We start from the raw sequence: 24255 nt of genomic DNA, 5'->3' as shown, positions 1-24255 counted from the left end.
GTTGCAACACCCAGCAGGGCTGAAACGAATTAATGCCAATGGTGAAACGATCGAGTGCGCCCTGGACGGTCACCGACGGCCGCGCGGGCAATGTCCGCCAGGCGGTCGCGCTGGCCTCGGCGCTGCGCCAGGGCACCCATCGGCCGCTGGTGCTGCAGCCCCGCGCCCCCTGGCGCTGGGTCTCACCACGGCGCCTGCCGGGCGATGTGAATGGCTACGGCGAGGCCTTCGCGACACTGGCCGCAGAGGCCCCGCCGCTGGCGATCGGCTGTGGCCGCCAGGCCGCCGGCGCGCTGCGTGTGCTGCGCGCCCGTGGCAGCCAGGTGGTGCAGATCCTCGACCCGCGCATCAACGCCCGCCACTGGGATGTGGTGGTGGTGCCCGAACACGACGCCCTGCGCGGCAGCAATGTGTTGACCCTGCTCGGCAGCCTCAACCCGGTGGACGATGACTGGCTGGCGTGGGGCCGCGCTGCCTTCGCCGGCTTCAGCACCCTGCCCGGCCCGCGCACCGCGCTGCTGGTGGGTGGGCCAACCCCGCTGGCGCCCTGGGACGAGGCGCGGATGGTCGGCGTGTTCCGGGTGCTGGCCGATCAGATCCGCAGCGAAGGCGGCAGCCTGCTGGCCACCACCTCGCGACGCACGCCGCCGGCCTTGGCCGAGATCCTGCGCGCGACGTTCGCCGACCTGCCGCACGTGATCTGGGGCGACGGCGGCGACGGTGTGAACCCTTATGGCGGGTTGCTCGGCTGGGCCAACCGCGTGGTGGTCTCGCCCGATTCGGTGAACCTGCTCTCTGAAGCCTGCGCCACGCGCATGCCGGTGATGGTGGCGCTGGCCGATACCGTGCAGGGCCGCCTGGCACGCTTCCAGCAGCAGCTGCGCGAGCGCGGGCGGCTGCAGGCGCACTGGCTGGACTGGCAGTACGACCGCATCGAGCCGCTGCGCGAGACCGCGCGGGTGGCGGCAGAGGTGAAGCAGCGCCTGGCATTGGGGTAGTGCCGGCCGCTGGCCGGCAACACGGCACGCATTACCGAACGCCATTGCCGGGCAGCGACCGGCACTGCCCGGGTGCGCAGCGATTTCTGAACATTTCGATCCGGCTGCACGGTTAGAGTCCAGCTTCCCCCCATCACGCTGAACGTCTTCATGCGCACCCTGCTCCTGCTGCCGCTGGCCCTGCTCGCTGCCTGCTCCACCACGCCCACCGAGCTGGATCCGATCTCGTATCAATGCCAGCAGCAGCTGGACGCATACCGCGAACAGCCGGCCCTGCGCGATCCGAAGACGGGCGAGCGCCTGCCGCTGCCGATCGCGCCGATCAGCGAGGCCTGCGACAAGGAACTCCAGCGCAAGGGCCTGGACCGCCCGCTGCGCTGAGCGGCGTATGATCGGCGCGCGGGCCTGCCCGCCGTTGAAGGTACCGACATGGATTGTTTCTCCCGCCTGCCCCGCGCCGCCCTGCTGACCGCCAGCCTGCTGGCGACCGCACCTGCATGGGCCAACAGCACCGAATGCCGCGAGCGCTACCCCAGCGTCGCCTCGCAGGCAGCGATGCTGGATGTGGCCTGGACCACCGCCGAGCGCCTGGATGCGCTGCCCGATGTGGACGTGGTGGTCGCCGCACGCGGTGGCCAGGACCTGAGCCGCTACGGCCTGCGTCACAGCCACCTGGCGTTCCTGGTGCGCGAGGATGATGGCCGCTGGCGCGCGATGCACCTGCTCAACCGCTGCAAGACCGACAGCTCGCAGCTGTACCACGAAGGCCTCGGCAACTTCGTCGGCGAGAGCGGCGGGCATACCGACCTGCGCATCGGCGTGCCCTCGGCTCCACTGCGCGCGGCGTTGAAGGCGATGCTGGTGTCGCCCTCGATCCAGCCCAAGGCGCTGCATGAGACCAGGTACAACGTGGTCGCCTACCCCTTCGCTACCGACTACCAGAACTCCAACCAGTGGGTACTGGAAGTGCTGGCGGCGGCGATGGCGCAGGCCGACGGCGCCCCGGTCATCGTCAAGCGCGAACAGGCGCAGCAGTGGCTGCGCCAGCAGAAGTACCAGCCCAGCGTGCTGCATATCGGCCTGGGCAAGCGCGTGGGTGCGCGCCTGTTCGTAGCCAACGCCACCACCACCGACCATCCGGCCGGCGAACGCATCTCCGGCAACTATTCGGTGGTGACGGTGGAATCGGTGTTCGACTTCCTGCACCAGCGCAGCCAGCTGCAGCAGGAACTGGTGATCCCCCATGTGCCGGTGGCCGGTGCTGCTGCCGCCACGCCCTGAATCCCGCAAGGAGAACGACATGCGTCCGCTGCTGGTTTCCCTGATGCCGATGGTGATTGTTGCCGGCCTGTTCGGCGCGAGCACCGCCCATGCCGAACGCCGCATCATCATCCTGCAGGACCCAGGTCCGCAGGGGCCGAGCCTGGAAATGTCCGCGCCCCTGGTGGCTTCGGCGCGCGCCGCCGCTGCCAGGGAAGCCCAGGATGCGGGGCTGCCGCCCGGCCATGGCGCATCGGTGAAGCTGCCGCAGATGCAGGTGAGCGCCATCGCCACCACCGTTGACGGCCGCCGCGAAGTGCTGCTGCGTGATGCCAACAACCCGCAGAACACCGCGTCGATGCAGTGGCCGAAGCGCCCCGGCGATCCCGCCGTGCAGTTCACCGTGGGACAGACCGTGAACTTCGAGCCGACCGGCACCGACCAGGGCTGGCAGGTGAAGGACAACCAGGGCCGCCCGCTGGAATACCTGCCCGAGGCCACCGGCCCGCGCGACATTTTCGATACCCGGCGCTGAGCCGCCGTCCCCACCCTGACCAGGAGGTCTCCATGTTCCGTTACCTGCGCGTTCCCGCGTCCGCCCTGCTGCTCTCGGCACTGCTGGTGCCCACCGCCCATGCCGGCGCCGCGCCGCAGTTGAACAGCGGTCAGACCAGCGTGCTGGTCACGTCGCTGATCGTGCTGTCGATTCCGTTGGCCACGTCGATGGGATTGGCCGAACTGTCCAAGGCTCCGTTCAAGGCCAGCGAGCGCAACGGCAAGGTCGCCGCACGCACGCCGGCGGTGCCGCTGCCGCCGATGGAGGTGAAGCAGGTCGCTACCACGCCAGCCGGTGATCGCCAGGTGCACCTGCAGGTGCCCGGCAAGGCCGACCAGACCGCAACGCTGCAATGGCCGGCGGCTGCAGGCGATGACCCGATCGTCGGCTTCGTCGTTGGCCAGCAGGTGCGCTTCGACCCGACCGAGGCCGGTGCCGGCTGGACCGTGAAGAGCGCGCAGGGCCAGGCGCTGGCCTATGTGCCGACCGCCTACGCCGCTGGCGACGTGATGAGCGAAGCGCTGTAAAGCTGAACAACCGGTTTTGGCTTTGCGGTGGGCCGGGCGGATAATGGGCGATCCCCTTTGTCCCCCTGGCTCGCCATGTCCGTGCGTCCTGCCCCTGTGTTTGCCCCGCTGACCCCGCGCGCCCTGGTGCTGGCGGTGCTGGCGATGGGTGCGGTGGTGCTGCTGTCCAACGTACTGGTGCAGTACCCGATCAACGATTGGCTGACCTGGGGCGCCTTCAGCTATCCGGTGGCGTTCCTGGTCAGCAACCTGATCAACCGCCGCTTCGGCCCGGGCCCGGCGCGCCGCGTGGCGTGGATCGGCTTCCTGGTGGCGGTGCTGCTGTCGATCTGGGTGGCCACGCCGCGCATCGCCATTGCCTCGTGCTCGGCCTTCATCGTGGCCCAGCTGCTGGACATCACCGTGTTCGACCGCCTGCGCCGTGGCAGCTGGTGGCGCGCACCGATGGTGGCCACCACCTGCAGCGCGACGGTAGATACCACCATTTTCTGGTCGATCGCGTTTGCCGGTTCCGCCCTGCCGTGGATGAGCTGGGCCGCAGGCGACCTGGCGGTGAAGCTGGCGATCGGCGTGTGCCTGCTGGCCCCGTTCCGCGCGTTGCTGTGGAAGATGGCGCCGCTGCGCGCGACCAGCTGACCGCACATGCTCTGGTAGGTGCCAACCTTGGTTGGCACGCTCCATCGGAGTTCATCACCGCTGACAGCGTGCCGACCATCGGTCGGCACCCACCACGAGCGGGCATCGCCGGGCCATTGATCCGGTAGTCGCCAACCTTGGTTGGCGCTTGGCACTCATGCCAACCAAGGTTGGCACCTACCAACAGCAGGCCAACGGTCAGATCATTGATCCGGCAGGTACCAACTGCAGACCTCCGCCATCCGCCACTCAGGCGAACGGCAACTCCGCGGCTCTGCACGCTGCCGTAATCGCGGCACACGCCTCTTCAATCGCGGGCGTGGTCGGTGCCAGTCGCGGACGTCGATCCAGCGTGCAGGCCAGGCCCACCTCCAGCAACGTGGCATGTGCTCCATGCAACGTCCGCGCCGTGTCTTCCGGCAGGAAGCCGGCAACCGCCAGCGCATCGATCAACGAGGGCGTATCGCGCGGCTTCAGCAGCGCCGCATGCTGCGCACTGCGCGCCAGCACACCGGTCTGCAGCAGGAACTCCAGGTCCACTACGCCACCGGCACCCTGCTTCAGGTCCAGCCGCGCGGCATCGCTGCGGTCCAGTTCGGTGCGCATGCGGCCGCGCATCTTCAGCACATCGGCATACAGCACACCCGTGTCGCGCTCACGCCCCAGCGTCTGTGTACGCACCTGTTCGAAGTCACCCAGCAGGCTGGCATCACCGGCCACGCCGCGTGCACGCACCAACGCCTGGTGTTCCCAGGTCCATGCGCGCTCACGCTGGTACTCGGTGTAGCTGGCCAACGAAGACACCAGCGACCCCTTGCCGCCATCCGGGCGCAGGCGCACGTCGATGTCGTACAGGCGCCCGGCGGCGGTGACCGCGCCGAGCAGTGCCATCACCTTCTGCGCCAGGCGCGCGTACCAGCGCCCCGGCTCCAGCGGACGTGCACCATCGCTGGCGTCCACACCGGCGGGGTTGTCGTGCAGGAACACCAGGTCCAGATCGGAACCGAAGCCCAGTTCAAGCCCACCGAGGCTGCCATAGCCGATGATCGCGAAGCGGCCACCGGGGATTTCGCCGTGTGCGGCGCGCATGTCCGCCTCGGCCATTGCCAGCACGGTGATCACCACCGCCTGCGCCAGCTCGGCCAGTTGCCGGGTGCTGTCCACCGCGCCCTGGCGCCCGTCCAACGTGGCCATCGCCATGCGGAAGCTGAGTGCCAGCCGCGTTTCATTGAGCCAGCGCAGCGCGGATTCGGGATCTTCCACCGCCAGCACCTGCTGGCACTCGGCAAGCATGCCGGCGGCATCGGGCATCGGCCCGGACACGCGTACGTCCAGCAGTTCGTCCAACAGCAGCGGATACGCCGCCAGGCGCTCGGCCAGCAGCGCGCTGCGCGCCAGCACATCGACCAGCCGCGCCAACGCGCTGGGCTGTTCGTCCAGCAGCGCGAGATAGCTGGTCCGGCGCAGCACCGCCTGCAGCAGGCCAAGCACGCGCTTGAGCGCGGCATCCGGCTGCGGCGAACGCGTGGCGGCATGCAGCAGCGCAGGCAGCACGCGATCCAGGCGTGCACGCGCGGCATCGGACAAGGACTTCACACCGGTGCCTTGTGCGAAATCGCGCAGCGACTGGTCAGCGCCGTTGGCATCGAGGAACCCGGCTTCGGCCAGCAGCGGCGCGTTGCTGCCCTCGGGCAGGCTGCGCCAGTAGTTGGCCAGCGCGTCGGGCGCAGCCTGGCCCTTGCGCGGTGCCAGCAGCGCGGCGAACTCGGTGCTGACCCGTTCCTGCTGCTCGGCGAGTGCCGCGCGCAGCACGTCCCAGTCCGGGTAGCCCAGGCCGACGGCGATGCGCGCACGGTCAAGCGCGTCGCTGGGCAGCACGTGGGTCTGCGCGTCGCGCAGCATCTGCAGGCGGTTTTCCAGCCGGCGCAGGAACAGGTAAGCCTCGCGCAACGCGCTGCCATCCTCGGGCGCGATCTGTCCGGCGGCCACCAGTGCGTCCAGCGCCACCAGCAGGCGACGCTCGCGCAGTGCCGGTTCACGGCCACCGCGAATCAGCTGCAGCGCCTGGCACAGGAACTCGATTTCGCGGATGCCACCGGCGCCGCGCTTGATGTCTTCATGCAGTTCACGGCGCGCGACTTCGGCGGTGATGGCGGCCTTCATCTCGCGCAGGCCGTCGAGCGCGGTGAAATCCAGGTAGCGGCGGTACACGAACGGGCGCAGGGTCTGCAGCCACGCTTCACCGGCCTCGATGTCACCAGCCACCGCGCGCGCCTTCAGCCAGGCATAGCGCTCCCAATCGCGGCCCTCGCGCTGGAAATACTGATCCATCGCCGCGAACGACAGCGCAACGCGGCCGGCGCTGCCGAACGGGCGCAGGCGCAGGTCGACACGGTGGCTGAAGCCATCGACAGTGGTTTCATCCAGCAGCTTGGCCAGGCGCTGGCCGAGGCGGGCGAAGTACTCTTCGGCGGCCAGCGCGCGCGGGCCGTCGGATTCGCCGCCGTGCGGGTAGGCGTAGACCAGATCGATATCGGAACTGAAGTTGAGTTCGCCACCGCCGAGCTTGCCGAGGCCGAACACCACCAGCTGCTGGGGGGCGCCTTCGCCATCACGGACCACGCCGTGGCGCTGTGCGAATTCCTGCTGCAGGGCGTCCAGCGCCAGCCGCAGGCAATCCTCGGCCAGGGTGGTGGCGCCGGCCAGGGTCTGTGCCACATCGTCCAGCCCGGCCAGGTCGCGCCAGATCAGCCGCGTCGACATCGCGGTGCGCCAGCGCCGCAGCTGCGCCGGCCAGTCGCTGGGCTGCAGCGGGTCGAGCACCGGCGCCGGGATCGGCGGGCAACCGGGGGCGGCCAGCTGCGCCAGCAGCGCCGGTTGCCGCACCAGGGTATCCAGGGCGAAGTCGCTGGCCACCGCCAGCCGGGTCAGCAGCGGCTGCAGCTCAGCCGGGGTGGGCTCAGGCAGCACCTGGGCCAATCGCGACAGGGCGCGGTCGACAACGGGCTGGAGGGCGGCGGACAGTTCGGCGGGGGCGAGGGTCATGCCCTGATTGTATCGACCCGGTCGGGACACAACGGACCTGGTAATGCCGGCCGCTGGCCGGCAGATCCGATGACCTGATAGTGCCGGTCGCTGGCCGGCAAATCCGATGATGCCGAAGGTTACCGGGGTTGCCGGCCAGCGGCCGACACTACCGATAATGGGAACCGCGTATTCATACTGGGCGGCAGGCAATAAAAAAGCCCGCTTGCAGCGAACTGCCAGCGGGCTCTGCTCCCTCCCCCACGTCGGGATGCAGGGCCATCGTGCGGGCTCCGAAAGCACTTTGCACGCTGCACTGCAAAACAAAACCGGCGGGTTTGGGTGACCCCTGCGGGAAAAGCCATTCCACGAAGGTAGAACCCCCCGTACGGATGAGGATGGCCGATAATCGGGATTCCCCCCAGCAACACGTGTCGTCATGTCTGTTGATCGCATCGCCAACGCGCGTCTCCGTGACCGCGTGGTCTCCGCAGAGGCCGCAGCCGCGCTGATCCAGCCCGGTGAAACCGTGGCCATGAGCGGCTTTACCGGCTCCGGGTATCCCAAGGCCGTTCCCGTCGAACTGGCCCGCCGCATCGAAGCGGTGCACGCCCAGGGCCAGCCCTTCCAGATCAGCCTGATGACCGGCGCCTCCACTGCACCGGAACTCGATGGCGCGCTGGCCAAGGCCGATGGCATCGCCATGCGCATGCCGTTCCAGAGCGACCCGGATGCGCGCAACCGCATCAACGAGGGCAAGCTGGATTACATCGACATCCACCTCAGCCACGTTGCCCAGCACGTGTGGTTCGGCTTCTACGGCGAGATCGATACCGCCGTGATCGAGGTCTCGGCCATCCGCCAAGATGGCTCACTGGTGCCCTCCACCTCGGTCGGCAACAACAAGACCTGGCTGGACCTGGCCAAGAAGGTGATCGTCGAGGTCAACGAATGGCAGCCGGCCGGCGTCGACGGCATGCATGACATCTACTACGGCACCGCGCTGCCGCCGCACCGCAAGCCGATTCCGCTGGTGAATGCCAACGACCGCATCGGTGACACCGCGCTGCGCTGCGACCCGGACAAGATCGTGGCCGTGGTGCGTACCAATGGCCCGGACCGCAACAGCCCGTTCAGCCCGATCGATGCCACCAGCGAACAGATCGCTTCGCACCTGATCGAGTTCCTGCAGCACGAAGTGAAGAAGGGGCGCCTGCCGCCGAACCTGCTGCCGCTGCAGTCGGGCGTGGGCAACATTCCCAATGCGGTGCTGGCCGGCCTGGCCAAGAGCGGCTTCCGCGATCTGGCCGCGTTCACCGAAGTGATCCAGGACGGCATGCTGGACCTGCTGCGCGACGGCGTGCTGAGCTACGCCTCGTGCACCGGCTTCGCGCTGAGCCCGCAGGCCAACGAGACGTTCAAGGAGAACATCGATTTCTACCGCGAGCGCATCATCATGCGCACGCAGGAGATCTCCAACCACCCGGAACTGGTGCGCCGCCTTGGCTGCATCGGCATGAACGGCATGATCGAGGTGGACATCTACGGCAACGTCAATTCGACGCACGTGATGGGCACGCGCATCATGAACGGCATCGGCGGTTCGGGTGACTTCGCCCGCAACGGCTTCCTGTCGGCGTTCCTGAGCCCGTCAACCGCGAAGAACGGCACCATCTCGGCGATCGTGCCGATGGCCAGCCACGTCGATCACACCGAGCACGACGTGTCGGTGATCGTGACCGAACAGGGCCTGGCCGACCTGCGTGGCCTGACCCCGCGCAAGCGCGCGCAGGTGCTGATCGACAACTGCGCACACCCGGATTTCCGTCCGCAGCTGCAGGATTACTTCGACCGCGCCAGCCGCGAGAGCTACGGCAAGCACACCCCGCACCTGCTGCCGGAAGCGCTGTCGTGGCACCAGCGTTGGCTGGATACCGGCACGATGAAGGGCTGATTGCGTTGGGGGTCAGAGCCCTTTTCTGCCGAAAAGGGATCTGACCCCAGGTACGGGCATGGGGTGAAGCCGGCCGCTGGCCGGCTTCCCCTACTGCCGGCCAGCGGCCGGCTCTACCCTCAAACGGTGCGCAGCGCCGCCAGCGATTCGGCCTGCAGCCGCTCGTAGATCTCGAACTCGTCGTTCACCGCCACGCCCAGCGCCTGTTCGAAGGCCTCGCGGTTGGCGTGGGCGGCATACGCGCGCTGCTCTTCGCCGCCCAGGTTCGACTGGAAGATGCCCGCCGCACTGACCGGCAGGAAATCCTCGTAGACGATCGGGTCGGCGGTGGCCAGGCCTGTGGCCACCAGCACTTCGGCCGGCAGATCGGCCACGCGCTCCGGCGCGGCACGGCCGGCGTCGGTCAGCTGGTAACGGTAGTAGCCCAGGCCTTCCTGGCGCAGGGTGTCGTGGTCATCCGGGAAGCTGGTGAACACCGCCTGCAGGCGCTGGCCGTAGTCGCCTCCGGTACTGCCTTCGCCACCGGCGTCGCGTGCCTGCGACAACAACTGGTCGTACAGCGCGCGGCCCTTCGGGGTCAGCGCAAGCCCGCGTTGCTCGATCTCGCCGAAGCGCGCGGTATGGGTGCCGGCATCGCCGCCCTCGCTGTCCGGGAAATGCACGGCTTCTTCCAGCGCCTTGAAGCTGGTCTGGCGCAGCAGGATCGGGCAGGCACGGCGCGGCGGGCCTTCGATCACCGCCTTGGCGGCCATACCGTGTTCGATCATCGCCGCCTGCGCAGCGTCGATGTCCAGCGTGCGCGGTGTCAGGTGATTGATGTGCGGGCCACGGAAACTGACCACGTCGGCCACCAGGCGGTGCGCGTTGTGCAGCGCGTGGTAGGTCGGCAGATCGACCGTGGCATCACCGTGCCAGCGGAAGGTTTCCAGCGCTTCGCCGACGAAGCGCTCGGCGTCGGCCTGCGACAGGCCACCGTCACGCTCGGCCTGGTCGATCAGCGCCAGTGCGCCCTCGGTGAAGATACGGCGGCGCGCCAGGATCTTCGCCGATTCGGCACGCAGCGCTTCGTCTTCAATCAGTTCCAGGCGCAGCAGCGAGGTGAACACGCGGAACGGATTCTGTGCCAGCGCGGCGCCGGTGAGCGGGCGGAATGCGGTGGAGTGCACCGGCACGCCGGCCACCGACAGGTCGTAGTAGCCCACCGGGAACATGCCCATCACCGCGAACAGGCGGCGCAACGTGGCCAGTTCCTGCACGGTGCCAACGCGGATCGCGCCATGGCGCTCTTCGTCCAGGCGTGCACGCTCGTCGTTGCGCTGCAGCTGCGCGGCCAACGCCGGGTCCTGGGCAAGCACCTGCGCGTTGATCCGCTCCACCAGCTCCACCAGCGTGCCGTACAGCGGCACTTCGGTGCGGTACATGCGGGACATGGCCTGTGCGAACAGGCGGCGGATCACATCAGGCGAAACGAAAGAGGCGCTCATCAGTCACTCGATTACGGGAACGGGGAACAGCTCGGACCCGTATTGTCGCCGGAGCGCGGCGCGGCGGCGATATGCAGAGCAACATGACGGAAATCGGTAGCGCCGGCCGATGGCCGGCAATCTCCGGATGCCTGGAATGATGCAGTTGCCGGCCAGCGGCCGGCACTACCGCTTGAGCTGGCGCTTCAGGGTGGCATCCAAGGTGATCGGCCGGTCCCAATGCCCGTAGCTGGCCACGATGGCATGGCGCACGACGCGGTAGTGCAGGTTGTCCGGCTTGGCGGACATGCGCTTCACCACCGCTTCCCAGCCGCCCTCCGGGTCCTGGCTGAAGGCGCGTACGCTGTCGCGGCAGGTCTGGCCGCTGGCCTTGGCCCAGAAACAGGCGAAGTAGATGTCCCCGGCCTGCCAGCCGTGAGTGGTGAACAGCGCACTGACGTAACCACGCGGCACGTCGGCATAGCGCGACACCTCATCGAGGAAGGCATCGGGGTAGCGCTCGGCGTAGTGATTGATGTCCTGCAGCTGGGCATCGATCCAGCTGTCACCGGTTTCCACCTCATACGCAGCCGAACGCTCGGCGGTCTGCTGGGCCAGCACGGTAGCCGGCGCCAGCAGCAGGGACAACAACAGCGCGCGCAGTCGGACGTTCATGCACCGATTCTGCCGCAGCCGCCGGGTCCTGTCAGGCCGCCGCGGCGGCCTTGGCCTCGATCGCGGCCAGTGCGGCCGGCCAGTCGTGGGCCGTATCGGCAGTGACCATGCGCGGTTCGTCGTCGGCCACGCCGTGCTGGGTCTCGTGGGCCCAGGTCACTGCGTACGGCGTATGCACGCCCCAGCCGCCCAGAGTCACCACCGGCTCGATGTCCGAACGCAGCGAGTTGCCGACCATTACGAAGCGCTGCATCGGCAGGTCGAACTCGGCCAGCACGCGGGCGTAGGTTTCCGGATCCTTCTCCGAGACGATCTCGATGCGCGGGAACAGCTCGGCCAGGTTGGCGACCTTGATCTTCGCTTCCTGGTGGAACAGGTCACCCTTGGTGATCAGCACCACCGGATAGTGCTCGGCGATCGCCGCCACCGCCTCGCGCACGCCGTCGATCAGCTCGACCGGGTGACGCAGGGTATCGTGGCCGATGTCCAGGATGCGCTGGATGTCCTTCGCCTCGATGCGCTGGCCGGTGATGTCGATGGCCGCTTCGATCATCGACAGCGTCATGCTCTTCACGCCGTAGCCGAAGGTGCCCAGGTGGCGCTGCTGCACTTCCAGCAGGTGGCGCGCGGTCTGGGTGTCATGCACGTCGACGTAGCGCGACAGCAGGTCAAGGTAATCCTGCTCGGCCTTCCGGTAGTAGTCCTCGCTCTTCCACAGCGTGTCGTCACCGTCAAAACCGACCAGGCCGATGGCGCGCGACGGCGCAGGCGTGGAGGTGTTCATTGCGCAAGGATACAGGGGCCATGGTGACGAAAAAAACCCGGGCGGCCGAAGCCGCCCGGGTTCCCATACGCCCCGATGCAGGCCTTACCGGCCCTGCGCACCCTGCGCTGCGCCGCCGGCGCCGGCCTGCTGGGCGGCCACGTAGGCCTTGTACTCGTCGGCGCTGAGCTCGCCGTCCTTGTTGGTGTCGGCCTGGTCGAACACCTGGGCCAGGCCCGCGTTCACCTGTGCCTCGGACTTGCTGATGGTGCCGTTGCCATCGGTATCGATGCTGGCCCAGGTCTGGCCACCGCCACTGGCCTGCGCCGACGCCGCTGCGGCCGCATTGGTCGCCTGGTCAGCGGCCTGGCCGGCCTGTGCAGCCGCCTGCTGGGCCTGCGCGGCCTCGTTCTGCGCATGCGCCGCCTGCTGCTTGGCCGACTGCGCCATCGCCGGAATGGCCAGCACGCTGCCGGCGGCGACGATCAGGGCGATCAGGGGCTTGCGGTTGCGAATAGTCATCAGGGGTGTCTCCTACCGATTGGGTGGTGTTGCGCGGCGTGTTGTCTCCGCACGGCACCTACCCTGCCACCGCCTTTCTGAATCGATTTTGCGCCGCGACCGGCATCACCACGCACGATTAACCACTCGCCACCGCGCATGCTTTAGCACGGTGGTTAGCGCGGAGTGAGTGGCTCATAAGCTGCGCATTCAGCGCGCTGGAATTTAACCGGCAACGAACGAAAAACCTGCGTCAGTTCGCGGTCTGGGCCGATGACCGCGAACTGAACATCACCCATCCCAGCGCAACACCGGCGAGCGCGCCGGCGATTTCCAGCACCACGCGGCTGCCGAGTTCGTTCGGATCATGGATGGTGGACAGGAACAGGCGCGCGTACAGCGGTGACTCCAACCGCACGATGCCCATGTAGAACAGCTTCCACGCATCGATGCCGGCCGAAGCCACCACCGAAATGACGCAGGCCCAGCCGATGGCATGCCCCATCGACCAGTGCAGCAGCCGGCACAACCGCGACCACAGGAAGTACACCAGCAGGCCGACCAGCAGGGCGATGGCGCCGGCTTCCAGGGTGCCGAGCAGGCCGAAGTGCAAGGGAAGGTTCATCGGGTACGCAGCGGTGGGAATGCGGCCAGTGTAAGGGTATCGGCAGGGTTGCACCCTGCACCCGCAGAGGCTTCAGGCAACGGCCAAAGCCAAAGCGACTCTGGACTGTTGATGGTTTGGCGGGACGATGTGGGTGGGCAGGACACGCCGTAAACCCATCCCTGGGGGCTCGATGGCGCCATCCATGGCGCCAACGGTCCTGCCCACCCACACCGCCCCACCTCCGACAGATTCCTGATGACGGTTGGTGGTAGATCCACGCCATGCGTGGATGAATCTCAATCGAAATCGAATATTTCGAGAATTGAACGAAGAGCATCCACGCATGGCGTGGATCGGCCGTGTTGACCAAGGTCGACACCTACCAACAGCAGCGACCCACTGTCGAAGGCGAGGTGGGTCCGGTGGCGGGAGTGTCCGCGGCATGGATGCCGCGGCCAAGCCCCCAGGGATGGGTTTACGGCGTCTCCCGCCACCGGACCCACCCCGCCATCCCACGGAATGCACGCTGTTGCTGTTGCTCTGGCTTGTAGCGGGTGCAGGGCGCAGCCCTGCCGATAACCCCTAAAGCACCGGCACGTCGTACGCGGTGCCGGGATCCGGCTCAGGCTGCAGGGTGTAGTGCCACCACTCCTGGGGGTAGTTCACGAAGCCGCGGCGCGCCATGGCCTGTACCAACTGCTGGCGGTTTGCCTGCTGCACCTCGCTCAGTCCGCTCGCCTGCGTGTGCGCACGTGGCCCGAAGAAGTCGAAGTCGGTACCCATGTCCAACGGCGTGCAGCTGCCACTGCGGCAATCCAGCAACCCAAGATCAACCGTCGCACCACGGCTGTGGCCCGAACGCTCGGCGATGTAGCCATCGGCCAGCAGGCGCGGCTTGTCCAGGTCCGGGTACTGCAGCGCCTTGCGCGTGAGTTCGCCCGGATCGTTCACCCAGGCCATGAAGGCCTGCACCGAGCGCACCGGCCGATAGCAATCGTAGAGGCGCAAGCCAAAGCCTTGCGCTCGCAGATCCTGTTCCACCTGCGCCAGCGCTTTCGCCACCGGCGCCAACAGGTAGCAGGACGGCGCCTCGTAGCCGGGCACGCGCGCACCAGTGAAGTTGTTGGCACCGGCGTAGCGGATATCCATGTCGATACGCGGCGCCACCGACCGGATCTCCACCAGCCCTGCATCGGCCGCATCGGTGGCAGGCGAAACGCGCGGTGGTTCAGCGGCGTTGGCGGTCGCCGCCAGGGCAGTCGCCAGTGCGAGTGAAATGCAGGTCCTGGAAGTCATAGCTGAAGTCGATGTCGGGATCGATTGCACGCAGGTCCAGTGTCGGTGCCGGGCCTTCACCTGGCTGCAGCCACGCCTGCGCGTCATCGCCCAGCGTATCCCAGCGCAGCAGCCAGCGCTCCTGCAGTTGCAGCACGGCACCGTGCAGGCGCGGCGATCTGTCCACGCTGAAGCGCAGGCCGTCCTTGCCCGGGCACAGCGATGCGGGCCCCAGCCAGGGATCGCTGTAGCGACCCTGCCAACGCGGCAGGTCGTCTCCGCTTGCCGGCTGTGCGGCTGCGGTCGCTGGCCGTTGGTGGCCAGATGCTGCCTGCGCTGCCTGGTCAGCCTTCAGTTCGGCCAGGTACTCCATCGCCGGGCGCGTATCGCCTGGTGCGGTGAAGCGCTTCAGCATCGCCTGCATCAACGCCGTGCGTGCATCCTCGCCTTCACCGTTGATCAGCATCACCACGCCCACCCTGCGGTCGGGCAGCAACGCCAGCGATGAGTACATGCCTGACAGCGTGCCGGTATGCGCCACCTTCCACTGCCCGTCCATGTCCGACACGCGCCAGCCATAGCCGTAGCCGTAGAAATGCGCGTTGTCCCAGCGCCGCTGGCGTTCACCCAGCGGCATCGGCATGTGCAGGGTCCACAGCGTGCGCCGCTGCTCGCTGCCCAGCCAGTCCGGCACCAGCGCGGGATCAAGCAGCACCTGCATCCAGCGCGTCATGTCGTGCAACGAACAGCGGATGCCGCCGGCCGCCATCGACGGCAGGTCCGGGCTGATCGCAGCATCGGCGTTCACGACCTCATTGCGATCACCGCGCCAGGCATGCGGCTGCGCCACGTTGCCCACGCGTTTCACCGACCACGTACCCACCTGGCAGCGCGTCATGCCCAGTGGCTCGAACACCTGCTCGCGCATCAGCTGGTCATACGGTTTGCCACCGGCCGCCGCCGCCACTTCGCCGGCCACCACGTACATCAGGTTGTCGTACGCATAGCGGCTGCGGAAACTGCTGACCGGCTTGAGATGCGCCAAGCCGGCGATGATGTCGGCACGGGTGAACGCGTTCGGCTCCGGCCACAGCATCAGGTCACCGGCGCCCAGGCCGAGGCCGCTGTTGTGGATCAACAGGTCACGCACCTGCATCTGCTCGCCCACCCACGCATCGTGCATGCGGAAACCCGGCAGATGCCGCTGCACCGGATCATCCCAGTGCAGCCTGCCCTGCTGCACCAGTCGCGCCAGCAGCGCAGCGGTCATCGTCTTGCTGTTGGACGCGATCTTGAACAGCGTGTCCTCATCGATGCGGCCGCCATCGCCGCGCGTGCCTTCTGCATGGCGATGGACCACCCGTCCATCCTCGACCACCGACAGCGCCAGCCCGGGCAGATGCTCGGCCTGGACCACGGCCGCGATGTCGGCCTCGATGGCTGCGTTGTCGACCGACGAAGCGGACGGTGCGGCCAGTGCCGCCGCGAGGATCAGCAGGTGGTGCATGCGGGCGGCCCCTCCATTGCCCGCGCCGTCACGATGGACGGCGCGGAGCGTGGCCTCAGAAGTTCCAGGTCACCACCAGCTGGGTATAGCGCGGTGCCTGCCAGCGCGTGCCGGTAGCGAACGTCGCCTCGCGGTACTGGCCGGGCTGCGCCTCGTAGCGCTGGTGCACGTTGATGGTCTTCTGGTTGTTGAACAGGTTGTACACCGACAACCGGGCGCTGAGGTCGATACCCTCCACCGGCAGGCGCCAGGTCACGTTGGCGCCCATGGTCCAGGTCCACGGCAGGCGGCCAAATGCGCCGCGCGGGCTGTACTCGAACTGGCGCTGGTTGTACGGGCCCGAACAGTTGGCGACGCACAGCCAGCCGGTGCCACCACCACTGCCTTCACTGGACGTGCTGCCACCGGCGATGGAGTCGTTCGGCCACATCACGCCGTAGGCGGTGATCGGGCCACCGGACTGCACCTGCAGCGTGGTGCCGAACGACCACTGCTTGTTCAGCGCATACGCGGCACGCAGCTTGAACTGATGGCGGAAATCGTTGAACAGAACACCATAGCGTTCATTGGTGGCCGGGTGGTCCCAGAACTGCACCATGCCGGTGTCACCGTAATTGGTATCGGAGTTCACCGGGCCTTCGAAGTTGCCTTCGCTCTTCGACCACAGGTAGGACGCGTTGAACATCCACTTCTCGTCCCAGGCACGGTCGATCTGGAACTCCAGCGCCTTGTAGGTACGCTTGGGCTTGGAGTAGCCGATCACCTCGCCACTGCCGCCCTTTCGATAGCCGCTGTTGGCGGTGTCGATGGTGATCCAGCCTTCGTTGGCACAGCCGATGCTCTTGTCGCCCCAGATTGTCAGGCTCTCGCCCGGGTTGGCGATCGGCCACAACGTGCTGGGGGTCGGGCCGCACGGGGTGTAGTTGATGCGGATGTCATCCAGCGCGCGGGTCATGCGCCGGTAGGTGGCGTTGACGCCCCACGACCAGGCCTGGTTGATCATGTTCTGGAAACCCAGGATGTACTCGTCCTGGTAAACCGCCTTGAGGTCGCGGTCCACGCTCTGGCGCAGGTCGGCACCGCCGGTGTTCATGCGGGTGTCGGTCGGCCCGATCTGCTGGCCGACGATCGGTGCCATGTACGGCGAGCCGGTCGGCGAGGTCTTCTGCTCCCAGCCGTTGAGCACGTAATAGCTGTATTCGTCGGTCAGGCCACCAGCGAAATTCACGTTGATGTTGTTGGTGACCGGCAGGTAATAGCGGCCGGCGTTACCGAACAGCTTGGTGCTGCCATCACCGCGCATGTCCCACGAGAAGCCGACGCGTGGCGCGATCAGGTCGTCCATCTTGATGAACGCCTTGCCGGCGGCGGTCCGGTTCTCGAAGCGGTCCCAGCGCACGCCGAGGTTCAGCATCAGGTTCGGGGTGATGTTCCAGATGTCTTCCAGATAGAAGGCATTGGCCTCGGTCTCGAAAGTACCGCCCGAACGGCGGTTGCGTGCACGCAGCATCTCAGTGACGCCGGCCGGTACATAGGCGTTGGCGCCATCCCACACTTCATCGCCGGGCCGCGCCACGTAGGCGGTGTAGCTCAGCTCGGTCGGCCCTGGATAACGGGTGGACTGCTCGGTGGTCATCAGTTCGCGGTCGACACCGAAGCGCAACAGGTGATCGCCGAGCTGCCATTCGAAGTCCAGGCGCGCGACATCGCGGGTGTCATCACGTTCGGCCACCGCCGCGCCGGTCGGGTGGCAGCCGGCGCGCAGCCCCTGCAGCTTGCCCAGCCGCGGGCCGTAGGTGCTGTCGGTGAACACCGGGCTGCAGGCCTGGTCCAGCGACGAGTTGGTGAAGGCACGCTGCTTGTTCTGGCCGACCATGGCGCGCGCGGTGAAGTTCTGGCCGAAGTGGCCGGTGTAGGTGGCCGACCAGTTGCGCCCGCCGGTCTCGGTGACCGAGTCGCCGCCCCAGGCACCGAGCCGGTCGGCATTCCAGTTGTAGCCGTACGAGGCATTGGTGACGTCGCCCTCGTCGGAGAACGCCAGCAGCGCCAGGCTGTGGTTGTCGTTGATGTTCCAGTCCAGCTTGGTGCCCCAGAAGCCGTTGCCGGAATCGTTCTTGAACCAGGTACTGCCATCGGACGAGGTGTTGTGGCCCTTGTCGCTGCGGTCCTCGTACATTGCGAACAGGAACAGCTTGTCCTTGATGATCGGCCCCGAGCCCCAGACGTTGGTCTTCAGGAAGGAGTTGTTGTCGCGGCTGCCGTAGGAATGTGGGGTGCCGTCGCGGTGGAAATGATCGCCGCCACTGGCGCGCCACGCACTGGGCTCGGCGGTGACTTCAACACCGCCCTCGAATTCGTTGCTGCCCGAACGGGTCACGGCATTGATCACGCCACCGGTGGAGCGGCCGAACTCGACCGAGTAGCCACCGGTCTTGACCTGGAACTCGTTGAAGAACGCGAACGGCGCGGTGCTGAAGCCACGACGGGTATACATGTCGGTGACATTCAGGCCGTTGATGAAGACCGCATTCTCGGCCACCGATGAACCGGCGAACGACAGGCCACCGAATGAGGAGTTGCCACCGACCACGCCAGGCGCCATCAGCGCGACCGCAGACAGGTCCTGAGCCACCGGCAACCGCGAGATCTCCTGGCGGTTGATGTTGAACGAGGTTTCGGTGGAGTAGACATCCACGCGGTTGATCACGCGGGTGCCGAGCACCTGCAATGCATCCAGGTTGGTGACACCGCCGCCGCTGGCCAGGTTGACCGTGGTGGTACCACCGACGGCAACGCTCACCGACACCTGATCGCCGAGCTTCTGGCCATCGCGGCTGAGCTGCAGCTGATAGTCACCCACCGGCAACTGGCCGAGGCGGTAACTGCCATCGGCGCCAACGGTGACGGTACGGGTCAGGCCGGTGCTGCTGCTGACCACGGTCACCTGGTCACCGGCGGTTGCACGGCCGGCGACTGCGCCGCTCACGTTCTGTGCCATCGCGATGCCGGGCAGCACGACGCCCAGACACGCCCCGAGGGCGACGCACAACGCCGCCCGCTTGATGCTGTAAGCCTTCATCCCCTGCTCTCTCCTGCAAGAATTGAATGGTGTGGAATGTGATGTGTCGCGCTAGCGTTGCCTGGCCGGCAGTACCCGCCACTGGAAGTCGTAGCTCCATTGGTCGAAGTACAGGTTGCCGCCTGCCCACTCGGCCTCGCCGCGCTGCGAGTCGACCGTTTCCGAGCGGAAGTGCTGCTGGGCCGGCACGAAGGGCTGGCCGAAATCGTCGTTGAAGGCGATGCGGTAGCCATCGAGGCCACCCAGGTAGAAGTCGCGCAGCGCCGGCACGTCGCTGACCAGCGCGCCGGTGGTCACGTCCATTGGCAGCCAGCCGTACGGCGCCAGGTAGACCTGCCCCCAGTCGTGCAGGTTGTTGTAGCCGCTGCCGTCGTCGGAGAACACCATGCCCGACTGCCAGCGCGCGGGAATGCCATTCAGGCGCAGCAGCGCAATCAGCAGCAGGGTCTGCTGGCCGCAGTCGGCATGGCCGGCACGCAGCGCGTAGTCGCTGATGTTGCTGAGCGTGGAGTATTCGCGTGCACCGGCCCACGGAATACGATCGACCGCAGCGAACAGCCTGCGCACCACTTCATAGGGGCGTGTTTCGCCCTGCAGCACCTGGTCGGAGAACAGCTTCAGCGCCGGAGTGAAGCGCACATGCGGCAGCTGTTCGGCCAGGTAAGGCTTCAATGCGGGATCATTCGGCGCGGCCTGCACCTTCGCCGGATCGATCGCGGTGTGCCGCGCGAAGACCGTCACCGCGTAGCGGATCTCGAACCGGGTCGGCTTGCCGGCTACTGCTTTGGCTTCCAGGTAGGCGGTGCGCTGAAGGGTACTGGCCGGGGCCACGCGCGCCTTGCCCGGTGTGCTGCCCAGCCACTGCACCTGCTCCTGCTGGCCGGGAATCTCGCGCGGGTAGGGAATCCAGGCGCGAACGGTTTCGCCGGCCGGGACGGCATCGGCTTTCACCGTGAGCGACTGGGTGAATTCAATGCGCTGCGGCAGCACCGACGCCTGGCCACTCTGTTCGGCCGCGGCAAGCACGCGCGCGTGGTGTGCGTTGAGCACCTCGTTCGGGCCCGGCGGTGACATCGGTGCATCCGCGCGGCGGCGTGCGCGTGCTTCGTCGCTGAGCAGGAACAGGTTCGACGGTGCGCGCTTGAAATACCAACGCGTGCCATCGATGTCGAGATGCTCGATCAGGCCGAGCTGATCCCACCGCGCGAACTCCTCGTCGGTGAGGCCGGGAATCCAACGGCGCACGGCCGCCTTGGCCGCGGTCTCGTCGAGGGAAAAATCCAGGCGGATGCGGCGCATGCGCTCGCGCTGGAAGGCCCCTTCGGCGCTATCGCCTGCCGTTGCCAGCAACGCTTCGGCATCGCTGAAGCGACCGCTGTCGATCAGGTCGATCACCTGCGCCTGGCGCGCCCGCTGCTGGCTGCCATGCCCATCCGTTGCCTGCGCGGCAGACGCCCACAGCAGCAGCGCGGCACACAGGCCGGCGGCGGCAGGCAGACGCGGTTTGCGAACGGCAGGATCCACAGCGACACTTCCCCAGCGCGGGTGGTAATGGCTGTGTAACACGGGCCGGGATGCCGGTCAATAATTTATTCTTGCTTTCTATGCCGAAAGGAATAAATATTCCAAAAGGCATTCGAGGAGGGTGTGCTGCGCATGATCCTGGCTTCCCGCGAACGGCACCGGCATTGGCCGCGCCGGTTGACCCTGGCCCTGTGCCTGCTGGCCGCACCGGCCTTTGCGCAGGCGGCACCACCGCCCGATCAGGGTGCGCCGCTGCCCTATGTGATCGGCCTGCACGAGGCCTACCTGACCCCGCAATACTGGGCCGCGCGCCTGGACAACGCCGATGCGCCGATCCTGGATCGCGCACAGATCGAGGCACAGAACGCACGGATGCGGGCGCAGGACAGCCACATCCAGGACATCGCCGCACTGCCCGCCCAGCTTGACGCGGCGGCGGTGCGTGCCAGCATCACCGCGCTGTCGAGCTGGCCCACCCGCGCCCTCTATGACGACAAGGGCCAGGCCATCGCCCCCGCGCTACGCAGCGGCATCGAAGCCAACCTCGGCCTCGATGCGATTCCCACCCAGGTAGCACCGGCTTACGGGCTGGTGGTGAAGCGTGCCGCACTGCGCACCTTCCCCACCCGCGAGCGCGTCTTCAGCACCGTCGGTGACACTGACATCGACCGCTTCCAGGAATCGGCACTGTTCCCCGGTGACAAGGTCGCCGTGGTCCATCGCAGTGCCGACGGCCGCTGGCTGTTCGTGCACAGCGAGCGCTACAGCGCATGGATCGAGGCCGATGCCATTGCCAGCGGCGACAAGGCCACGGTGCTCGGCTACGGCGCGCAGGGACCGTACCGGATCATCACCGGCGCCACCGCACAGACCGCCTACACCCCAGAGGAACCGCGCGTCTCGCGCCTGCAGCTGGACATGGGCGTGCGCCTGCCGGTGCTGGCCGACTGGCCCGCCGCCGAACCGGTGAACGGCCAGCAGGCGCATGCCTCGTGGGTAGTGCAGCTGCCGGTGCGCGAAACCGACGGCCGCCTGAAGCTGGTACCGGCCCTGCTGCCGCGCTCGCAGGACACCGCCGCCGACTACCTGCCGCTGACCCCGCGCCTGCTGCTGCAGCAGGCCTTCAAGTTCCTCGGCGAACGCTACGGCTGGGGCCACGACTACGACACCCGCGACTGCAGCGGGTTCGTATCCGAGATCTACCGCAGCTTCGGCGTGCTGCTGCCACGCAATACCAGTGCACAGGCGGTCAGCCCCGCACTGGATCGCCTGCCGTTCACCAGCAAGGACGGCAAGGCATTGCGCGACCGTGCCGTCGCCGACCTGCAGGTGGGCGATCTGGTCTACATCCCCGGCCACGTGATGATGGCCATCGGCCACGTCGACGGCCGCACCTGGGTCATCCACGATACGGCGGGCGGCAGCTGGTTCGGTGCTGACGGCAAGCGCGTACAGGCCCACCTCAATGGTGTTTCGGTCACGCCGCTGGAGCCGATGATGGCCAGCGATACCGTCCGCTACATCGACCGCATCACCAACATCCAGCGCCTGCGCGCCAAGACTCCTGAATGAAGATCACCGCCATCGAACTGGGCATGCTGCGCGTGCCGCTGAAGACGCCGTTCAAGACCGCCCTGCGCACGGTGGAGACCGTGGAAGACGTGGTCGTACTGATCCGCACCGACACCGGCCACACCGGCTACGGTGAAGCCCCCGCCACCGCAGTGATCACCGGCGATACGCACGGCTCGATCATCGAAGCGATCCGCCACTTCATCGCTCCGCGCCTGATCGGCCAGGACCTGGTCAACCTCAACCGCCTGTGCGGACTGGTGCAGACCGCGATGGAGCGCAACACCAGCGCCAAGGCGGCGGTGGAGATCGCGCTGTACGACCTGTGGGCGCAGCTGCACGGTGCGCCGCTGTACCAGATGCTCGGCGGCGGCGACCCGGTGATCACCACCGACATCACCATCAGCGTGGACTACATCGACAAGATGGTGGCCGACTCGCTGTCGGCGATCGACCGCGGCTTCGAGTCGCTGAAGATCAAGGTCGGCAAGGACATCGGCCTGGACATTGAACGGGTCAAGGCGATCCACGCCGCCGTCGAAGGCCGCGCCCTGCTGCGTCTGGACGCCAACCAGGGCTGGACTGCCAAGCAGGCGGTGCATGCGATGCGCACCCTGGAGGAAGCCGGCGTAGTGCTGGAGCTGCTGGAGCAACCGGTGAAGGCGGCTGACATCAGCGGCCTGAAGTACGTCACCGACCGCGTCAACACGCCGGTGATGGCCGACGAAAGCGTGTTCAGCCCCAGCCAGGTGATGGACCTGATCCAGCAGCGCGCCGCGGACATCATCAACATCAAGCTGATGAAGACCGGCGGCCTGTCCAACGCGATCCGCATCGCCGATATCGCCGGCATCTACGGCGTGCCATGCATGATCGGCTGCATGATCGAATCGAGCATCAGCGTGGCTGCCGCCGTGCACCTGGCGGTTGCCAAGAGCGATGTGATCACCAAGGTCGACCTGGACGGCCCGTCACTGGGCCAGTTCGACCCGGTCAGCGGCGGCGTGCATTTCAACGAATCGGAGATCAGCATCAGCGACGTGCCGGGGCTGGGCATCACCGAAGTGCGCGGGCTGGAGATGCTGGGTTGAACCGCACAGTCGAGCATGGCTCGACTCTACAAAAGCCGCGCCCCGGTAGATCCACGCCACGCGTGGATGCCTTTGCTGTTGCTTCTGCCCCACTCAGTAACCCCTTCGCGGCTGGCACGCGCGCGATCTGTCCGGGGTCGGGCGGGCGGGGCTTGCGGGGGTGTCCGCCGCATGGGCCCGAGGCATGCCTCGGGCGGGTTGGGCAGGACGCCCAACCCCGGTCTTGCCGTTTGCGCAGGACAGCGCAAACGAGCAAGCGCGGCCAAGCCTACACGGACGTACTTGCGGCGTCCCCCGCAAACCCCACCCGCCCGACCCACTACATAATCTGCTCTACGCTGCCAACCGCAACGCGCCTACACATGCCCGGACACCCCGCATGCCGCCCCTGCTGAAAATCCGTTCCGAGCGCGGGCAGATGTCGGCCATCGAGCGCCGCATTGCCGACTTCATCCTCGACAACGCCCACCTGCTGCGCGACTACTCGTCCCAGCAGCTGGCCAGTGCGCTCGGCATCAGCCAGTCCAGCGTGGTGAAGTTCAGCCAGAAGCTCGGCTTCAAGGGCTACCCGGACCTGAAGTACTCGATCGGCCAGGATGTGGCTCGCGCCGGTGCCGATCCACAACAGGCCCCCAGCGAACCTGACAGCGGCGATGACTACCTGCGCCTGGGCGACGCCCTGCGCCGCAGCAAGGCGCAGGCCGAAGAAGAAACCCGCCAGGCCAACCCGCGTGAAGAGATCGAGCGCATCGTGCAGCTGCTCGACGGCGCACCCAAGCTGTTCGTGTACGGCCTGGGGGATGACGGCCTGTTCGCGCGCGAGTTCGCCATGCGGCTGTCGCTGCTCGGCCTGCTGGTGGTACCGCATACCGACCCGATCCTGATGCTGGCCAACCTGTCGGCCGCGCGCCCCGGCGATGCGCTGCTGGTGTTCTCCGAATTCGGCAACCTGCCACAGCTTTCGCAGCTGTCGCGCCAGTTCCAGGACATGGGTGGCAAGGTGATCTCCATCACCCGCCACACCGCCAACCCGCTGCGCGCGCATGCTGATGCAGCACTGGTGGTATGTGCGCACGATCGCACGCCGCAGGTCGCGCAGCTGCTGTACCGTAGCGCCATGCATGCCCTGCTCGATTTCCTGTTCGTGCTGCTCTGCCACACCAATCCGGACCGCCAGCAGCAGCTGGCGGTGAACCTGGAGCGGATCGACCACCTGCTGGATTCCTGACCGGAGCACCTGTTG

20 protein-coding genes are annotated in these 24255 nt (G+C 67.1%); 10 read left to right on the top strand and 10 right to left on the bottom strand.

All coding sequences use genetic code 11. From position 1 onward, the window contains the following. The first annotated feature begins 38 nt into the window (after positions 1 to 38). The 6 genes from EZ304_RS11485 to EZ304_RS11460 all read left to right on the top strand — a co-directional run bounded on the left by EZ304_RS11485 (position 39) and on the right by EZ304_RS11460 (position 3977). The gene (locus EZ304_RS11485) at positions 39 to 998 is read left to right on the top strand and encodes a mitochondrial fission ELM1 family protein (RefSeq protein WP_099551322.1); all 960 of its coding nucleotides are present in this window, start codon (positions 39 to 41) and stop codon (positions 996 to 998) included. A gap of 150 nt (positions 999 to 1148) precedes the next feature. After that, entirely contained in the window at positions 1149 to 1379 is a 231-nt protein-coding gene (locus tag EZ304_RS11480) for a hypothetical protein (protein WP_142807115.1), read from the top strand. A 48-nt stretch (positions 1380 to 1427) separates the two neighbouring features. Continuing rightward, the gene (locus tag EZ304_RS11475; protein ID WP_099551324.1) at positions 1428 to 2279 is read left to right on the top strand and encodes a DUF2145 domain-containing protein; all 852 of its coding nucleotides are present in this window, start codon (positions 1428 to 1430) and stop codon (positions 2277 to 2279) included. 19 nt (positions 2280 to 2298) lie between these two features. Continuing rightward, positions 2299 to 2793 (top strand): hypothetical protein, encoded by a 495-nt coding sequence (locus EZ304_RS11470; RefSeq protein ID WP_099551339.1) that lies wholly within the window; start codon positions 2299 to 2301, stop codon positions 2791 to 2793. Between the two features lie 32 nt (positions 2794 to 2825). Then, a complete protein-coding gene (locus tag EZ304_RS11465) occupies positions 2826 to 3341 on the top strand; it encodes a hypothetical protein (RefSeq protein ID WP_142807114.1) in 516 nt (171 codons plus the stop codon). 75 nt (positions 3342 to 3416) lie between these two features. Continuing rightward, positions 3417 to 3977: a queuosine precursor transporter gene (locus tag EZ304_RS11460; RefSeq protein WP_099551326.1), complete on the top strand. Its 561-nt coding sequence runs from the start codon at positions 3417 to 3419 to the stop codon at positions 3975 to 3977. A gap of 249 nt (positions 3978 to 4226) precedes the next feature. Here EZ304_RS11460 and glnE read toward each other — a convergent pair whose 3' ends face one another. Beyond that, positions 4227 to 7022 carry a bifunctional [glutamate--ammonia ligase]-adenylyl-L-tyrosine phosphorylase/[glutamate--ammonia-ligase] adenylyltransferase gene (gene glnE / locus EZ304_RS11455; protein ID WP_142807113.1) on the bottom strand — a complete coding sequence of 932 codons (2796 nt, stop codon included), beginning with the start codon at positions 7020 to 7022 and terminating at the stop codon, positions 4227 to 4229. A gap of 418 nt (positions 7023 to 7440) precedes the next feature. Between glnE and EZ304_RS11450 the strand changes: the two genes are divergently transcribed. After that, on the top strand, positions 7441 to 8955 hold the full coding sequence (locus EZ304_RS11450; protein ID WP_142807112.1) for an acetyl-CoA hydrolase/transferase family protein: 1515 nt from the start codon (positions 7441 to 7443) through the stop codon (positions 8953 to 8955). Positions 8956 to 9074: 119 nt separating this feature from the next. Here EZ304_RS11450 and hglS read toward each other — a convergent pair whose 3' ends face one another. From hglS to EZ304_RS11405, 9 genes are all read right to left on the bottom strand, one after another. Next, a complete protein-coding gene (gene hglS, locus EZ304_RS11445; RefSeq protein WP_142807111.1) occupies positions 9075 to 10439 on the bottom strand; it encodes a 2-oxoadipate dioxygenase/decarboxylase HglS in 1365 nt (454 codons plus the stop codon). Between the two features lie 165 nt (positions 10440 to 10604). Then, entirely contained in the window at positions 10605 to 11093 is a 489-nt protein-coding gene (locus EZ304_RS11440) for a hypothetical protein (RefSeq protein ID WP_099551330.1), read from the bottom strand. Positions 11094 to 11124: 31 nt separating this feature from the next. Beyond that, entirely contained in the window at positions 11125 to 11877 is a 753-nt protein-coding gene (locus tag EZ304_RS11435) for an HAD family hydrolase (RefSeq protein ID WP_049397778.1), read from the bottom strand. A gap of 84 nt (positions 11878 to 11961) precedes the next feature. After that, positions 11962 to 12378, bottom strand: coding sequence for an EF-hand domain-containing protein (locus tag EZ304_RS11430; RefSeq protein ID WP_099551331.1), 417 nt, complete (start codon positions 12376 to 12378; stop codon positions 11962 to 11964). Positions 12379 to 12610: 232 nt separating this feature from the next. After that, complete coding sequence (locus tag EZ304_RS11425; RefSeq protein WP_099551332.1) at positions 12611 to 12982, bottom strand: hypothetical protein; 372 nt, start codon at positions 12980 to 12982, stop codon at positions 12611 to 12613. Positions 12983 to 13546: 564 nt separating this feature from the next. Next, positions 13547 to 14260: a M15 family metallopeptidase gene (locus EZ304_RS11420; protein WP_142807110.1), complete on the bottom strand. Its 714-nt coding sequence runs from the start codon at positions 14258 to 14260 to the stop codon at positions 13547 to 13549. Then, positions 14193 to 15746, bottom strand: a complete 1554-nt coding sequence (locus EZ304_RS11415) for a serine hydrolase domain-containing protein (protein ID WP_142807109.1) — start codon at positions 15744 to 15746, stop codon at positions 14193 to 14195. The genes EZ304_RS11420 and EZ304_RS11415 overlap by 68 nt, the downstream gene beginning before the upstream one ends. 55 nt (positions 15747 to 15801) lie before the next feature. Next, positions 15802 to 18825 (bottom strand): TonB-dependent receptor, encoded by a 3024-nt coding sequence (locus EZ304_RS11410; RefSeq protein ID WP_142807108.1) that lies wholly within the window; start codon positions 18823 to 18825, stop codon positions 15802 to 15804. 51 nt (positions 18826 to 18876) lie between these two features. After that, a complete protein-coding gene (locus EZ304_RS11405) occupies positions 18877 to 20349 on the bottom strand; it encodes a transglutaminase-like domain-containing protein (RefSeq protein ID WP_142807107.1) in 1473 nt (490 codons plus the stop codon). Positions 20350 to 20481: 132 nt separating this feature from the next. Between EZ304_RS11405 and EZ304_RS11400 the strand changes: the two genes are divergently transcribed. From EZ304_RS11400 to EZ304_RS11390, 3 genes are all read left to right on the top strand, one after another. Further along, on the top strand, positions 20482 to 21921 hold the full coding sequence (locus EZ304_RS11400) for an SH3 domain-containing protein (protein ID WP_142807106.1): 1440 nt from the start codon (positions 20482 to 20484) through the stop codon (positions 21919 to 21921). Continuing rightward, the gene (locus EZ304_RS11395) at positions 21918 to 23012 is read left to right on the top strand and encodes a dipeptide epimerase (RefSeq protein ID WP_142807105.1); all 1095 of its coding nucleotides are present in this window, start codon (positions 21918 to 21920) and stop codon (positions 23010 to 23012) included. Before EZ304_RS11400 ends, EZ304_RS11395 begins: the two co-directional genes overlap by 4 nt. A 379-nt stretch (positions 23013 to 23391) precedes the next feature. Continuing rightward, the gene (locus EZ304_RS11390; protein ID WP_142807104.1) at positions 23392 to 24240 is read left to right on the top strand and encodes a MurR/RpiR family transcriptional regulator; all 849 of its coding nucleotides are present in this window, start codon (positions 23392 to 23394) and stop codon (positions 24238 to 24240) included. Positions 24241 to 24255 lie beyond the last annotated feature (15 nt).

It is taken from the genome of Stenotrophomonas maltophilia (genome assembly GCF_006974125.1).
Classification (GTDB): Bacteria; Pseudomonadota; Gammaproteobacteria; order Xanthomonadales; family Xanthomonadaceae; genus Stenotrophomonas; species Stenotrophomonas maltophilia_O.
This window is presented reverse-complemented; position numbering and strand designations above follow the sequence as displayed.

Excerpts from the sequence above, each read along its gene's own strand:
- EZ304_RS11485 (WP_099551322.1), top strand. The coding sequence starts at position 39 with ATGGTGAAACGATCGAGTGCGCCCTGGACGGTCACCGACGGCCGCGCG.
- EZ304_RS11480 (WP_142807115.1), top strand. The coding sequence starts at position 1,149 with ATGCGCACCCTGCTCCTGCTGCCGCTGGCCCTGCTCGCTGCCTGCTCC.
- EZ304_RS11475 (WP_099551324.1), top strand. The coding sequence starts at position 1,428 with ATGGATTGTTTCTCCCGCCTGCCCCGCGCCGCCCTGCTGACCGCCAGC.
- EZ304_RS11470 (WP_099551339.1), top strand. The coding sequence starts at position 2,299 with ATGCGTCCGCTGCTGGTTTCCCTGATGCCGATGGTGATTGTTGCCGGC.
- EZ304_RS11465 (WP_142807114.1), top strand. The coding sequence starts at position 2,826 with ATGTTCCGTTACCTGCGCGTTCCCGCGTCCGCCCTGCTGCTCTCGGCA.
- EZ304_RS11460 (WP_099551326.1), top strand. The coding sequence starts at position 3,417 with ATGTCCGTGCGTCCTGCCCCTGTGTTTGCCCCGCTGACCCCGCGCGCC.
- glnE (WP_142807113.1), bottom strand. The coding sequence starts at position 7,022 with ATGACCCTCGCCCCCGCCGAACTGTCCGCCGCCCTCCAGCCCGTTGTC.
- EZ304_RS11450 (WP_142807112.1), top strand. The coding sequence starts at position 7,441 with ATGTCTGTTGATCGCATCGCCAACGCGCGTCTCCGTGACCGCGTGGTC.
- hglS (WP_142807111.1), bottom strand. The coding sequence starts at position 10,439 with ATGAGCGCCTCTTTCGTTTCGCCTGATGTGATCCGCCGCCTGTTCGCA.
- EZ304_RS11440 (WP_099551330.1), bottom strand. The coding sequence starts at position 11,093 with ATGAACGTCCGACTGCGCGCGCTGTTGTTGTCCCTGCTGCTGGCGCCG.
- EZ304_RS11435 (WP_049397778.1), bottom strand. The coding sequence starts at position 11,877 with ATGAACACCTCCACGCCTGCGCCGTCGCGCGCCATCGGCCTGGTCGGT.
- EZ304_RS11430 (WP_099551331.1), bottom strand. The coding sequence starts at position 12,378 with ATGACTATTCGCAACCGCAAGCCCCTGATCGCCCTGATCGTCGCCGCC.
- EZ304_RS11425 (WP_099551332.1), bottom strand. The coding sequence starts at position 12,982 with ATGAACCTTCCCTTGCACTTCGGCCTGCTCGGCACCCTGGAAGCCGGC.
- EZ304_RS11420 (WP_142807110.1), bottom strand. The coding sequence starts at position 14,260 with ATGACTTCCAGGACCTGCATTTCACTCGCACTGGCGACTGCCCTGGCG.
- EZ304_RS11415 (WP_142807109.1), bottom strand. The coding sequence starts at position 15,746 with ATGCACCACCTGCTGATCCTCGCGGCGGCACTGGCCGCACCGTCCGCT.
- EZ304_RS11410 (WP_142807108.1), bottom strand. The coding sequence starts at position 18,825 with ATGAAGGCTTACAGCATCAAGCGGGCGGCGTTGTGCGTCGCCCTCGGG.
- EZ304_RS11400 (WP_142807106.1), top strand. The coding sequence starts at position 20,482 with ATGATCCTGGCTTCCCGCGAACGGCACCGGCATTGGCCGCGCCGGTTG.
- EZ304_RS11395 (WP_142807105.1), top strand. The coding sequence starts at position 21,918 with ATGAAGATCACCGCCATCGAACTGGGCATGCTGCGCGTGCCGCTGAAG.
- EZ304_RS11390 (WP_142807104.1), top strand. The coding sequence starts at position 23,392 with ATGCCGCCCCTGCTGAAAATCCGTTCCGAGCGCGGGCAGATGTCGGCC.